General features: G+C 33.0%; 14 protein-coding genes. 8 read left to right on the forward strand and 6 right to left on the reverse strand.

Annotation, left to right across the window (positions count from 1 at the left end; all coding sequences use genetic code 11):
* Window positions 1-18: 18 nt before the first annotated feature.
* The 7 genes from serC (at window position 19) to CELAL_RS20860 (ending at window position 6,329) form a co-directional block, all read left to right on the forward strand.
* Entirely contained in the window at window positions 19-1,083 is a 1,065-nt protein-coding gene (gene serC / locus CELAL_RS20830) for a 3-phosphoserine/phosphohydroxythreonine transaminase (protein WP_013552892.1), read from the forward strand.
* A 52-nt stretch (window positions 1,084-1,135) separates the two neighbouring features.
* Window positions 1,136-2,086 (forward strand): D-2-hydroxyacid dehydrogenase, encoded by a 951-nt coding sequence (locus CELAL_RS20835; protein WP_013552893.1) that lies wholly within the window; start codon window positions 1,136-1,138, stop codon window positions 2,084-2,086.
* A gap of 79 nt (window positions 2,087-2,165) precedes the next feature.
* Window positions 2,166-2,801, forward strand: coding sequence for a DUF937 domain-containing protein (locus CELAL_RS20840; protein WP_013552894.1), 636 nt, complete (start codon window positions 2,166-2,168; stop codon window positions 2,799-2,801).
* 68 nt (window positions 2,802-2,869) lie between these two features.
* The gene (locus CELAL_RS20845) at window positions 2,870-3,328 is read left to right on the forward strand and encodes a DUF6146 family protein (RefSeq protein WP_013552895.1); all 459 of its coding nucleotides are present in this window, start codon (window positions 2,870-2,872) and stop codon (window positions 3,326-3,328) included.
* A gap of 30 nt (window positions 3,329-3,358) precedes the next feature.
* A complete protein-coding gene (locus CELAL_RS20850; RefSeq protein WP_013552896.1) occupies window positions 3,359-3,676 on the forward strand; it encodes a DUF6787 family protein in 318 nt (105 codons plus the stop codon).
* Between the two features lie 53 nt (window positions 3,677-3,729).
* Window positions 3,730-4,062, forward strand: a complete 333-nt coding sequence (locus tag CELAL_RS21720) for a hypothetical protein (protein ID WP_013552897.1) — start codon at window positions 3,730-3,732, stop codon at window positions 4,060-4,062.
* 47 nt (window positions 4,063-4,109) lie between these two features.
* Entirely contained in the window at window positions 4,110-6,329 is a 2,220-nt protein-coding gene (locus CELAL_RS20860; RefSeq protein ID WP_013552898.1) for a TonB-dependent receptor, read from the forward strand.
* A gap of 152 nt (window positions 6,330-6,481) precedes the next feature.
* On the opposite strand, the gene CELAL_RS20865 is transcribed toward CELAL_RS20860, so the two are convergent.
* Both CELAL_RS20865 and CELAL_RS20870 read right to left on the reverse strand, forming a co-directional pair.
* Window positions 6,482-7,705: a 6-phosphofructokinase gene (locus CELAL_RS20865; RefSeq protein WP_013552899.1), complete on the reverse strand. Its 1,224-nt coding sequence runs from the start codon at window positions 7,703-7,705 to the stop codon at window positions 6,482-6,484.
* Between the two features lie 18 nt (window positions 7,706-7,723).
* Window positions 7,724-8,770 (reverse strand): sugar kinase, encoded by a 1,047-nt coding sequence (locus CELAL_RS20870; RefSeq protein ID WP_013552900.1) that lies wholly within the window; start codon window positions 8,768-8,770, stop codon window positions 7,724-7,726.
* 154 nt (window positions 8,771-8,924) lie between these two features.
* Between CELAL_RS20870 and CELAL_RS20875 the strand changes: the two genes are divergently transcribed.
* Complete coding sequence (locus CELAL_RS20875; protein ID WP_013552901.1) at window positions 8,925-9,947, forward strand: LacI family DNA-binding transcriptional regulator; 1,023 nt, start codon at window positions 8,925-8,927, stop codon at window positions 9,945-9,947.
* Window positions 9,948-10,037: 90 nt separating this feature from the next.
* Here the strand turns inward: CELAL_RS20875 and CELAL_RS20880 are convergent, their stop codons facing one another.
* From CELAL_RS20880 to CELAL_RS20895, 4 genes are all read right to left on the reverse strand, one after another.
* The gene (locus tag CELAL_RS20880; RefSeq protein ID WP_013552902.1) at window positions 10,038-10,802 is read right to left on the reverse strand and encodes an SDR family NAD(P)-dependent oxidoreductase; all 765 of its coding nucleotides are present in this window, start codon (window positions 10,800-10,802) and stop codon (window positions 10,038-10,040) included.
* Window positions 10,803-10,850: 48 nt separating this feature from the next.
* Complete coding sequence (locus CELAL_RS20885) at window positions 10,851-12,158, reverse strand: MFS transporter (RefSeq protein WP_013552903.1); 1,308 nt, start codon at window positions 12,156-12,158, stop codon at window positions 10,851-10,853.
* Window positions 12,159-12,349: 191 nt separating this feature from the next.
* Entirely contained in the window at window positions 12,350-13,069 is a 720-nt protein-coding gene (locus tag CELAL_RS20890) for a FadR/GntR family transcriptional regulator (RefSeq protein WP_013552904.1), read from the reverse strand.
* 209 nt (window positions 13,070-13,278) lie between these two features.
* On the reverse strand, window positions 13,279-14,196 hold the full coding sequence (locus tag CELAL_RS20895; RefSeq protein ID WP_013552905.1) for a polysaccharide lyase family 7 protein: 918 nt from the start codon (window positions 14,194-14,196) through the stop codon (window positions 13,279-13,281).
* Window position 14,197 lies beyond the last annotated feature (1 nt).

Raw genomic sequence — 14,197 nt, forward strand, 5'->3', positions numbered from 1 at the left:
ATTCAAAATAAAATACAAATGAAAAAGCATAATTTTAGCGCAGGACCGTGTATATTACCACAAGAAGTTTTATTAAAAGCCTCTGAAGCAGTACAAGACTTCAACGGTTCAGGTTTGTCTCTTATAGAAATGTCTCATAGAAGTAAAGAATTTGTAGATATTATGGAGAATGCTAGAGCACTTGCCCTAGAACTACTTGGTTTAGAAGGTAAAGGCTATAAAGCACTATTTTTACAAGGTGGAGCTAGCATGGAGTTTGTTCGTGTTGCATATAACTTATTGGAAACAAAAGCTGGTTATTTAAATACAGGTACCTGGGCAAATAACGCTATCAAAGAAGCTAAATTTTTCGGAGAAGTAGTTGAAGTAGCTTCTTCTAAAAACGAAAACTATAACCATATTCCAAAAATATTTGGTGTCCCTAACGATTTAGATTACTTACATGTAACTTCTAATAATACTATTTATGGAACTCAAATGAAAACGTTTCCAAAAGTAAATATTCCTTTGGTTTGTGATATGAGTTCTGATATTTTTTCTAAACAAATGGACTTTTCTCAATTCGATTTAATTTATGCTGGAGCGCAAAAAAATATGGGTCCTGCAGGAACAGAATTAGTGGTAATCAAAGAAGATATCTTAGGGAAAGTATCCCGTAAAATCCCTTCTATTTTAGACTACCAAGTGAGTATTGCTAAGGAAAGTATGTTTAATACCCCAGCAGTATTCCCTATCTATGTTTCTATGTTAACATTAGAATGGTTAAAAGGTATAGGTGGTATAGCTGTTATTGAAGAAATAAATAATAAAAAAGCACAATTATTGTATTCTGAAATAGATTTGAATCCTTTATTTAAAGGCTATGCAAATATAGAGGACAGGTCTACAATGAATGCAACCTTCAGTATTACTGATGAGAAATTAAAGCCTGCTTTTGATGCCGCTTGGAAAGAAGCTGGTGTTAGCGGAATTAACGGTCATAGATCTATCGGGGGTTATAGAGCGTCTATGTACAATGCTTTAACACTAGATAGTGTTGGTGTATTAGTAGATGTTATGAGTGAGATGGAACGAAAAGGATAGGTATAAACATTAAATAAATTTATTTGATGCTTTAAAATTATAAAAATAAAAAATGAGAATATTAGCAAACGATGGAATTTCACAAGCTGGGATTGATGCATTAAAATCAAATGGCTTTGAAGTTTTAACGGTAAATGTTGCACAAAATCAACTTATAGATTACATAAATAAGCATAAAATTGAAGCACTTTTAGTACGGAGTGCTACCGAAGTTAGAAAAGATATAATTGACCAGTGCCCTGAACTAAGATTAATTGGTCGTGGTGGTGTTGGCATGGATAATATTGATGTGGCTTACGCTAAAGAAAAAGGGGTACATGTTATTAATACGCCTGAAGCTTCTTCTGAATCTGTTGCTGAGTTAGTTTTTGCTCATTTATACGGTGCTGTTCGCTTTTTGTATGATTCAAACAGAACTATGCCTTTAGATGGCGATACACGATTTAAAGACCTTAAAAAAGACTATTCAAGTGGGTCTGAATTGAGAGGTAAAACATTAGGGATTATAGGGTTTGGAAAAATTGGGCAAGCTACCGCTAAAATTGCGTTAGGAGTTGGCATGAAAGTACTTTATCATGATTCTGAAATTGAGGAAACTTCTGTGATTTTAAAATTTTACGATGATCAGACAATAACATTCAATTTAAAAAACCATAGCAAAGAAGACGTTTTAAAATCTGCCGACTTCATTACATTACATGTTCCTAAACAAAAGGCGTATGTTATTAGTAAAAATGAATTTAAGCTAATGAAAGATGGTGTCGGTATCATCAATACAGCTCGTGGTGGCGCCTTAGATGAAGTAGCTTTGATAGATGCTATGGAATCTCGTAAAGTTGCTTTTGCAGGCTTAGATGTATATGAATCTGAACCAAAACCTGAAATAAAAATACTAATGCACCCTGATATTTCGTTAACTCCACATATTGGTGCAGCTACTAAAGAAGCTCAAGACAGAATTGGTGTCGAATTAGCAACTAAAATTAGCTCATTACTAAAATAACAACCTTTTTCTTATCAAATAAGAAAGAATTTACTTCTTTTTTGTAAATTAGAGAAAATAAAAAAACCAAAACTATAAAATGTCAGGATTATTAGATTTATTAAGTGGCCCAATGGGCAAACAATTAATTAGCGGTGTTGCAGGGCAAACTGGAGAATCAGAAGGAAAAACTGCAAATGTACTTAGTATGGCTATGCCATTGTTATTAGGCGCTATGAAAAAAAACGTTTCTACTCCAGAAGGTGCTCAAGGATTAATGAGTGCACTACAAGGTGGTAAACATGATGGAAGTATATTAGATAACCTAGGTGGTCTATTTGGTGGTGGAGTTGATGATGCTGTAACCAATGATGGCGCAGGAATTTTAGGGCATCTTTTAGGTTCTAAACAAGAAAGCGTAGAAAGTGCATTAAGCCAAAAATCTGGTGTTGATGCGGGATCTGTTGCTAATATTTTAAAAATTGCAGCTCCTATTTTAATGGGTTTTTTATCAAAACAAACTTCCCAAAACAATGTCAGTGATGCTGGTGGAATGAATGCATTATTAGGCGGTATGCTTGGTGGTCAGCCTCAAGAAAACCAAAGTTTAATCACTTCTTTATTAGATGCGGATGGCGATGGTAGCATTTTAGACGATGTTGCAGGAATGGTAATGGGTTCTAGTGGTAAAAAAGGTGGTATCGGAGGTCTTTTAGGTGGGCTTTTCGGAAAATAAACCTTCTTACATAAAATGATTAAAAAGCTGGATAATTTCATATTCAGCTTTTTTTGTATCTTAAAGCTATGAAAAATAATGTATTTCGTTTAACTATTTTTATAGCCGCTATTATTTTATTAGCATTGAGCTGTACAGGTACTAAAACATTAAATGACGTTTCTGATAAAGAAAATGAAGCTTTTCATCAAACAAAAGGGGATACAATTACTATTGCAGATGACGAAAGTGATTATGAAATTATCATTATTGAGCCTGGATTTAATTTTTGGCTGCAAAGCATTGCCAAATCAGAAGGGTATTATTCTCAAAATTATTTAGAGAACAGAAATGCAATCTGGGTCCTTGAATGGAACCAGAGAGTACAGCAACCCCAACGCTTTGATCCTAATTTATATGAAATGAGTATTAACTATAATTCATTTACAGATTATGGTTATGAAGTAAACTATAAACTTTATAATTACTTTATTTATTTCCAAAGAAAATATAATCAACGCTTAGGTTCTTTTTATCCCCGTATATAATTTTATATTTGCAAGCGATTTAAAAATGCTATGAAAAAATTAAAAGAACGCTGGGGAATAGAGTCTAACTTTGGTATTATCATGATTCTAATTGTTTTCTCAGTTACAGGATCATCAGCACTAAAAATTGCGAGACCTCTTTTAGATTATATTGGATTTACACGAGATAATTTCTCAGATGATTGGTACTTTTCTGTACTCTATTGGACTGTTCGTATTTTAATCATTTTTCCTATCTATCAAATATTATTAGTAGCCTTTGGTTGGTTATTTGGTCAATTTAAATTTTTCTGGAATTTTGAGAAGAAAATGCTAGGCCGTTTAGGACTAGGGTTTCTTTTTAAATAATCTTATATCTTTCTTAACAATTTTATAGCTTTTACTTTTAGTACCTTTGGATAATGGGGAATAATTTTACCAACCTTTTTCTTTCCTGTATTGCAATTTGTCTTCTGGTAGCTTTAGGTATTCCTGATATTGCGAAGACATCTCATGCCATTTTTGAACATAAAGAACAAACCTGCCATGAAAAAACTAAAGTCCATTTTCATGAAACTGAATTTGATTGTGACTTTCAGAAATACCACATTACAACGTATTTTACTCCAGAACTTTATAGCTTTACGCTAATTGAATCCAAATTTCATAGTACGGTAAATGACAAATTCTACTTTCTATTAAGCGAATTTCAACAACTTCATTTCTCACTTAGAGGCCCTCCAATACACTCATAACTCTGCATTTAAAAGAATTAAAAATCATTTAAATTAAATATTTAGTTATGAATAAAATATATTTCTCATTGCTCTTAGCAATGTTAAACAGTTTTGTATATGCACAAAACTCACTTAAAGGCACCATCAAAGAAGCGGGCACAAATTTGCCATTAGAACAAGTTTCAATTTATTTTCCTCAATTAGAAAAGGGATCAGTTACAGCTGCAAATGGCAGCTATGAAATTTTAAATTTACCCTCAGGAAACTTCAAAATCGTTGTTTCTTATATAGGATATCAAACAATATCTAAAGCTATCTTAATAGATGGCAAACAAATAATTAATGACTTTACATTACAAGAAAGTGCTATTGAAATGGAAGAAGTTATTATTTCTACCCCTTTCCACAAATTACAGAGTGAAAATGTAATGAAAGTAGAGTATGCTAATATAAAAGATTTAAAAAACAAAGGGTCAATTACATTAGCTGATGGAATTTCTACTATTCCAGGAGTAGAAAGTGTTTCTACAGGTATTGGTATAGGAAAACCAGTAATTAGAGGCTTAAATGCCAACAGAGTCTTAGTTTACACACAAGGCATTCGTTTAGAGAATCAACAATTTGGGGATGAACATGGCTTAGGTGTAAATGATGCAGGAATTGAAAGTGTTGAAGTCATCAAAGGACCTGCTTCCCTACTCTATGGCTCAGATGCTATGGGTGGTGTATTGTATTTAAATCCTGAAAAATTTGCATTTCCAAATTCTACTGAAAGCGATGTTAATCTCAATTATTTTACCAATACACAAGGAATTAGCGCAAATGCAGGAGTTAAAACTGCTACAGATAACTTCCGTTTTTTATTACGTGGAGCAATTACTTCACATACTGATTACAAAACTGGTAATAATGAACGTGTAACAAATTCTAGGTTTAAAGAGTATGATATAAAATCTGGAATTGGATACCAAATCACGAATTTTAAAACTGAAGTACGCTACAATTATAATAATTCTAATCTAGGAATACCAGAAGAAATAGGCGAACAAAGCACAAATAGAACACCTATAAAACCAAACCAGACAATAGATAATCATATTTTAAGCTCTAAAAGTAGCTTATTATTTAATGCCTCTATCCTTGATGTTACATTGGGGTATACTTCTAATATTAGAAAAGAATTTGAAGAAGATGAAGAGGGCGCTGCGCTACATATGAATCTAAATACTTTTAACTATAATATTCAATACCATGCCCCTAAATATGGCATCTTAGAAACTATTCTAGGCGCACAGGGCTTACACCAAAACAATAGTAATTTTGGAGAGGAGCTTTTAGTACCTGATGCGACCACCAATGATATTGGTTTTTTTGGCACTTCACATCTTCATTTTAATGAATTTAATGATATTCAAGTCGGCTTGCGCTATGATCACCGGACCATTAAAGGCGATGCTAACGGAACACTCGGAGAAGAAGGCTATATTGCTGCTTTAAATAGAGATTTTAGCAGTTTTAATGCTGCATTGGGATACAAAGCAAACTTTGCCACTAACTTTGTCGCTAGACTTAATCTCGCTACGGGGTTTAGAGCTCCTAACTTAGCAGAATTAACATCTAACGGAGTTCATGAAGGTACTAATAGGTATGAAATAGGAAATGCTAATTTAAAAAATGAGCAAAATATACAGACTGATGTTGCTCTAGAATACAAAAATGAACATTTTGAAATTTATGCCAACGGATTCTATAATTCAATAAACGACTATGTTTTTATTGCTCCTACAGGAGATGAAATAGAAGGTAACCAAGTTTTTGCGTACAACCAACAAAATGCCAATTTGTATGGAGGAGAGGCTGGGATTCATATTCACCCGCACCCTTTAGATTGGCTGCATTTTGAAAGCAGTTTTCAAACGGTACGCGGAAAGCTAAAGGATGGTGATAATCTTCCTTTAATTCCTGCAAATAGTATTACAAATACGCTTAGAGGCGAATTTAATAAACGTTCTGGAGGTATAAATAGTGGATATACATTTATCACCTTAAAATCTGTATTTGAACAAGATCAAATAAGTCTTTTTGAAACAACAACAGATGGTTATAGCCTATTAAGTATTGGTTTAGGAGGTACTATCACTATTTTTAATAGTCCTATGGATCTAAGAATAAGCGGAAATAATTTACTGGACAAAAATTATGTATCACATTTATCACGCTTAAAATATGATGGCATTACGAATATTGGTCGTAATATTAGTTTAGGCATTAGCGTGCCACTGTAAGCTTGTGAATAGTAATAAATCAAAGAGCGCTTAAACCAAGGTTTAAGCGCTATTTTTAGTTAAATTCTCAAAAAAATCATCTAGTAGATATACCTGAATTAATACCGTCTGAAAGTTGTTACACTTTTTTAACGGATATCATTAAAGCTAATTTAGTATGCATCTTCTAAAATATCATTAAAATAATAATCTTTAGGATTGTCAAGGTATTGTTTTGCTTTATCAAAATCACTTTCAGTTAAATAATGTAAATTCTGGAAACACAATTTTGCAAATTCAGAATTAATATCTACTAAACGAGGTGCTATTTTACCCTCTTTATCTTGTAAATCTTTTAAATATAAAGGACTTATTTCTCCTTTAGAATTTGCCGTAACAATACAACCACTTATTCCTTCATCATACAGTTTTTTAACTCCTAGTCCCAATAAAGTACATAGCGTTAAATCAAACCCAATAGGCCTGCAACAGCGAAGTTCATACCCTAATTCAACTGGTCTACTTTTAATATTTACTCCTAGCTCCTTTAATTTACGTTGAACCAGCATATTAAAAATATGAGATTTACTTACATTACCAAGTTCAGGATGTCCGTGGTCATCATAGGTGAAATTAATACCGCAATTTTGGAGCTCTGAATCTGGCATAATATGAAAAATACCCTCACTGATTAGTGCTACCCCATAATTTATGTTTTCTATTTTTCGTTTGATTATTGATGAAATAATTAAACGAACCACCTTATCAAAAGTCACTTCGGTTTTATTAAACATTTCTGGAATAACCATCATTGGAAAATGACAACTGGCAGCAATACCAAAAGCTAAATGCCCTGCTGATCTACCCATGGTTGACATTACGAACCAATTCTGACTCGTACGCGCATCTTCATATGTGGTATTACCAATCCTAACACCTTCATCTTTAGCAGAATGAAAACCAAATGTAGGATTTCTATCCGGTAAGGGAAGATCATTATCTATAGTTTTGGGTACATGAATATTGGCTATAGAAATATTTTCCTTAGATAGGTATGTTGTAATTCTATTAGCCGTAGAAGCGGTGTCATCACCGCCAATACTGACTAATAGTTTTACATTATTTTGAGCAAAAAGCTCTGTGTTGATTTTCTCATCACTTGGCTTAAACCTACTCATTATTAGTGTTGATCCACCACGACTGAATATACGATCTGCATGTGCAAAATCAAATTCTTTTATTTCAGGGTTTTCAGAAAAAATTCCTTTAAAACCTTCATGTAATCCAAGAACTCGGTAGCCATCTTTCAAAAAGATTTTGGCAACTGTGCTTATCACAGCATTTATACCAGGTGCTGGGCCTCCGCCGCAAATAATTAATATAGATTTAGAAGCCATTTTTTATATGTTTATTAATTATCTAGCTACTCTACCAGAAGCATCACCACCCATTAGTTTTTCAACTTCCGAAACAGTTGCTAAGTTAGCATCCCCTTTAATTGTATGTTTTAAACAAGAAGCTGCAACAGCAAAATCTAATGCGTTTTGATCGTCTTCAGGATATTTTAATAATCCGTAAATTAATCCTCCCATAAAAGAATCACCACCACCTACTCTATCTACGATATCTGTAATTTGGTACTGACGTGTTTCATACATTTTTTTCCCATCATATAAAACTCCGGCCCATGTATTATGGGATGCAGAAATAGAACCTCTTAACGTTGTAATAACTTTCTTAGCTCTTGGAAATTTCTCCATCATTTGCTTACATACAGATAAAAAAGCTTCTGCTTTTACCTCATGACCATTCTTATGTACATCTAAACCTTCTGGGTGAATTCCAAAATGCTTTTCTGCATCTTCTTCGTTCCCTAAGACAACATCACAATAAGAGGTAAGTTCAGTCATTACTTTTTCTCTATGAGCATCATCACAGTAGGTCCATAATTTTGCTCTATAATTTAGATCTGTAGAAATAGTAACTCCCATTTCGCTAGCAATTTTCACCGCTTCTAAACATGCATCTGCAGCACCTTGAGAAATAGCTGGTGTAATACCTGTCCAATGAAACCAAGCAACATCTTTAAAAGCAGCTTTCCAATCTACCATTCCAGGCTTAATTTCAGAAATTGCAGAATGTGCACGGTCATAAACCACTTTACTACCACGAGATACTGCTCCTGTTTCTAAGAAATAAATTCCTAAACGATCGCCACCCCATACAATTTTATCAACGCCAACACCGCGCTTACGCATTTCCATCATTGCGCATTCTCCAATATCATTCTTTGGTAAACGCGTTACGAAATCTACAGGAACACCATAGTTTGCTAATGATACTGCTACGTTAGATTCTCCTCCACCGTAAACAACATCAAAACTACTTGCTTGTGAAAATCTTAAAAATCCTTCTGGAGCTAAACGAAGCATAATTTCTCCGAACGTTACAACTTTTTTCATTTTTTAGGTATTGTTTTAAGTTAAATATCAAATAGGTTAATCGATTAAGCAACTCATCAAATAAAAATCAAAACCTCTAATTACCAAAGCAGTTTTGATTCCTTAATTTAATTACAATATATTTGTTTAATCGATTAAGCAAATATAGAAAAAGTTGGCAAATAAAAAAACTACAATAAAAGATATTGCAAACGCTTTAAGTATTTCTACTGCAGCTGTCTCTAAAGCATTACACGATGACTCTAGAATTAGTATAAAAACTAAAGAAGCTGTTAGAAAAGTAGCGAAAGATTTAAACTATCAGCCTAATCACCTGGCAAGCGCTTTACGCCGTGGTAAAAGTAATTTGGTAGGGGTTATTGTTCCAAGGACTAATAGCAATTTTTTCTCATCGGTTATCCAGAATATTGAAGAAGTACTCAATAAAAAAGGGTATAATATTATTATTACACAGTCTAATGAATCTTATCAAAAAGAGTGTCGGAATATTGATACCTTACTCTTTACCCAAGTAGATGGCATAATAGCTTCTATGGCTAATGAAACTACTAACTTAGAATACTTCGAAAAAATTAAATCTAAGGGTATTCCGCTTATTTTATTTGACCGTGGAGAAAATGATTTGAACGTTGATTATATAGGAATCAATGATTACGATAGTAGTCACATAATTATAGAACACCTAATAGAACAAGGATGTAAAAGGATTGCTCATATTGGAGGATACCGCCATACGCGTATTTTCAATAACCGAATCAGAGGCTATATCGATGCTATTAAAAAACACAATTTACCTACAGATGATGAATTGTTGATTGAAAGTAGTCTTACCACAGAAGATGGTCGTAAAAAAATGCAACAACTATTAGATTTAAAAGAAAGGCCAGATGCCATATATGTTGCCAGTGACTATGCTGCTTTAGGAGCATTACAAGTGCTACAAGAAAATAACATCAAGGTACCTAATGAGATTGCTCTAGTTGGTTTTGGCGATGAACCATTTACCGCTATGCTAACCCCTACCCTTTCTAGTATTAACCAACATAGTGAGGAAATTGGTAAATTAGCTGCAGAAACTTTTTTAAAACATGTGGATACTGAAGATTTAAAACAAACGCTTGACAAACAAATTTTACAAGCAGAACTAATTATAAGAGATTCCTCAAAAATCTATTAAACAAAAAAAGCTACAAGAAAGAAATTAAATTTCTAAACTTGTAGCTTTATTATTTAAAATGCACTGATTAACTTAATATTAATCTGCTATTTAGATTCCTAATGCTTGACCACCACCAATTTGGATAGTTTCTGCAGTAATAAAAGAGGCATCTTTACTTGCTAAGAAAGAAACAACACCAGCAACATCTTCTGGTTGTCCTAATCTTCCTAACATAATATTATTTGCCCATGAAGCAAAAACTTCTGGTTTCGTTGCTTTAATTTGCGCGTGGAAAGGTGTATCAATAGTCCCCGGAGAAACTGCGTTTACTCTAATTCCGTATTCAGCTAAATCTTTAGCTAAAGCTCTAGTAATAGCATGAACACCTGCTTTAGAAGTACCGTAGATACCTGCTCCAGGTCCACCTGCTGTCCAACCTGCGTTTGATGTGTAGTTGATTATAGAAGGGTGATTTCCTTTTTTAAGAAAAGGGATTGCTGCTCTTGAAGCAAAAAATACAGAATCAAGATTTAATGCCATAACAAATCTGTAAAATTCAGTTGTCATTTCTTCAAATCTAGATCTTCCACCTAAACCACCAGCATTGTTTACCAATACATCGATTCTACCATATTTATTTCCGATAGCAGTAATGTTTTCCGTTACAGCTTCATCTTTTGTAACGTCAAAACCAAAATATTCAGCTTCAATTCCTTCAGCTTTAAGTTCTTCAACTCTTTTCGCTCCTGCTTCATCTTCGATACCGTTTAAAACAACAGTATACCCATCTTTACCTAATCTTTTTGCTACTTCAAAACCAATACCACCAGTTGCACCTGTTACTACAGCTACCATTCCTTTATTCTCACTCATTTTGTTCATTTTTATATTTAAAAACTAATTCACTTAAACTATTCTATTTTATCTTTTTAATTTAGGCTTTAACGGTTCTATTTTAGGGCACAATACCCAAACTGCCATAAGTGCTATCGCCGACAAAGCACCCCCTATTAAAAACGCAGATGTATAGTTCCCTCCTTTTGTTAATATAGGTATTAAGATCGTTAACCCAAAAGCTCCTAATTTGGCTGCTGTACCTGCAAATCCAGATAAAGTCCCAACTATTTTTCCACTGAACATATCACTAGGTAAGGTCTGAACGTTTCCTATAGCTGTTTGAAAACCAAATAATAAAACTGCCATAATAATTACTGCATTCATTGCAGATCCAGGTGCTTTTAATAAGAAGAAACAAGGTATCATAATTAAACAACCTAATGTAATTACCATTTTACGTGTTTTATCCACTGACCAACCATTACTCAATCTATTTTGAGCTAAAAGTCCTCCAAACCATGCTCCTAACATAGCTCCCACGTAAGGTACCCATGCTGAGAAGGCAATTTCTTTAACATTTAAACCAAAAACCTCATTAAGATATATAGGAATCCAAACGATGAATAACCACCAGATAGGATCAATAGCTGCAGAAGCTATGATTACTCCCCAACTCTCTTTATGTTTAAGTAATTTTCCTGTGGTTGGATTATAACCATCATCATAGTCTCCATCTTCATCTATGTCTTGGTTTTTTTGACCAGAGAGAATATACTTTTTTTCATCTTCTGATAACCAAGGATGTTTTTCTGGTGATGACTTTACGATGAAAAGCCAAGGCAACAACCATAATAAACCTAATAAACCAACACAAAGAAATATTGCTTTCCACTCTAAATAAGCAGATAGCAAGCCAATAACGGGATAAGCTACAATACCACCAATTGCAGCACCCGAATTAAATATACCTTGAGCAAAAGCTCTTTCTTTGGTAGGGAACCATTCCGCGTTAGCTTTAGCTGCTCCTGGCCAATTACCAGCTTCTGCAATACCTAAGATTGATCTAAAAATTGAAAAACTTATCATGCCTTTTGCGAAAACATGAATCATTGTTGCTATAGACCAAATACCTATAGACAGTGCAAAACCAATTCTAGTACCTATCCAATCGAATATCTTTCCAAATATTGTCTGACCAGCAGCATAAGACAAGATAAAAACAGCTGATATGGTAGCATATATGACTTTTGTATCATCCGGCCCCATTTCTGGAAATAAGTCTTTAGCAATGTTAGGCCAAAGCGCTCCAAAAGCTTGTCTATCTATGTAATTGATAACCGCAGCCAAAGCCACGAGACATACTACCCACCATCTTAATCCTTTTACTTTCATAATCTCTTCCTTAATTATTACAACTTACTCAAATACTTAAATATCAGATAGTTAATTTAAGTTATTTTTAAAATTTAAAAATAAACACCTAACTAATAAAAATATTATTTTTAAAAGTCACCTGTTATCAAAAAAATTATATAGCTATTAACGCATTCTAATCTTTGATTAAAATTATTTGCGATTGGTCTTTAATCTATTTTTATATCGTCTGTATTATAACAATACTGATATAGCATTTTAAAATGTATTTTCATTTTTTCTTTAGCCAATTGAGGGTTCTGAGATTCAATAGCTTCAAAAATTTCTGTATGTTCTTTTATTCCTAATAAGGATTGATTACTATTACATACATGATACTTCTCAAAATTGGTGATGATTTCAGGGGTAATAATTAACATAAAGGTATTCATAGAACTATTACCACTAGCCCTTGCTATGGCTAAATGAAATAATAAATCTTCTTGTACGGCATCCTTCCCATCTTTTACTTTTGCTTCATAAGCATCAAGAGCTGCTTTTAGCAATTTTAAATCTTCATCTGTTCTACGAAGGGCTGCTAATCTTACTGTTTTTAATTCTAATAAAATTCTAGTTTCTACCAATGACTTAAAACCAGGCTCCTCTAACCTTAGAATATCTTCTAGCATTCCGTCCATCGCGATTGCCCCAATATTTGCTATAAAAGTTCCACTTTGTGGCTTTGAATTTAGTAAACCATAAAACTCTAATTTCTGAATAGCTTCTCGTAAATTGCTACGACTTACTCCGAATTTTTCTGAAAGCATTCTTTCTGAAGGTAGCTTATCACCAGGTTCAAGATTCTTATAACTTATAAGCTCTCTGATATTAGCTATAATTTCTTTTTGAATATCCTGATTTTCATTTTTGGCAATAATTTCTAACTTCATAATAATAAAATGAATTCTAAAATTGGTTAACCAGATTGGTTTGTTAAAAATATAACATTTATTTCGAGTATAAAAACATTATTTAGATTAAAAATCAACATATTTTAAATACTCAAAAAAGAGTTTATTACCCTGAAAATCAAGATCATAAACCACTATAATTAACTAACTCCAATTCTGTCTTATATATTTTTATATGCTAATAGATTTTAATGTGATACTTCTAGTTCGTAAAACTTGACTTTAGCATGAGAATCTTTGTCTCTACTCTGAAAATAATTTCCTGCTTTAAAATAATTTTCAAAAACATTCCACCTATTTATATCTACTCCTTCATAAACGGCATATTCTGAATTATTTAAAATAACTACCATTTTACCTTTTTCTACTTTTATTTCAAGAGTGAATTTTCTAAAACCTACTTCGGTTGGAAAATTGTATCCTTCATCATCATCCCAAGCTTCATCAAGTAAGATTGCTGTATTATTAACAAATTTATTTTTTAATACTTTAGTCTTGACTCTAATTTTTCCTTTGTCCCAATATATTTTTAAAATGGGTGGGGCATTATTGTCTTTTGCTCCTATTAATTCTTTTTGTTCATTGGTTAATCTACCATGAATTTGCATGATGATAACTCTATGGTATTTTCCATCAGCATCTTTGGTAACTTCCTCCATTGCTAATTTTCCTTTCATTCTAGCTCCTTGTTCAAAGGTCCAATTGGTATTGTTATCACCAGGAACCATTTGCTCTCTTAACTCACTTCTTGAATACTTGGTATTGTTTGTTTTAGAATCCGTAGGCAGTGCATGAAAAACGATAGCCCCTTTAGTAGAATCTATATACATATAAGGTTTTGCTATTGCATTACTGGCAAAGTCTTTAATTTCAGGAGGACTTATTTCATAAGGCTTTCCAAAATCATTCAAAACAGGTAAAGTTACTTTCCAATGACTTAAATCTATTTTTGGAAGTCTTACTTTTTTACTTTTTTTCTTCTTCTTTTTCTTTTCCACCAAAATAACCGAATCTGTAACGCTACTTTTCATTACTTGAGAAGTAGCGTTAACAGAAATAAGTAGTATAGTCAAAAAAACTATGAATTCTTTTCGGGTATTATTCATT

It is taken from the genome of Cellulophaga algicola DSM 14237, assembly GCF_000186265.1.
Lineage (GTDB): Bacteria > Bacteroidota > Bacteroidia > Flavobacteriales > Flavobacteriaceae > Cellulophaga > Cellulophaga algicola.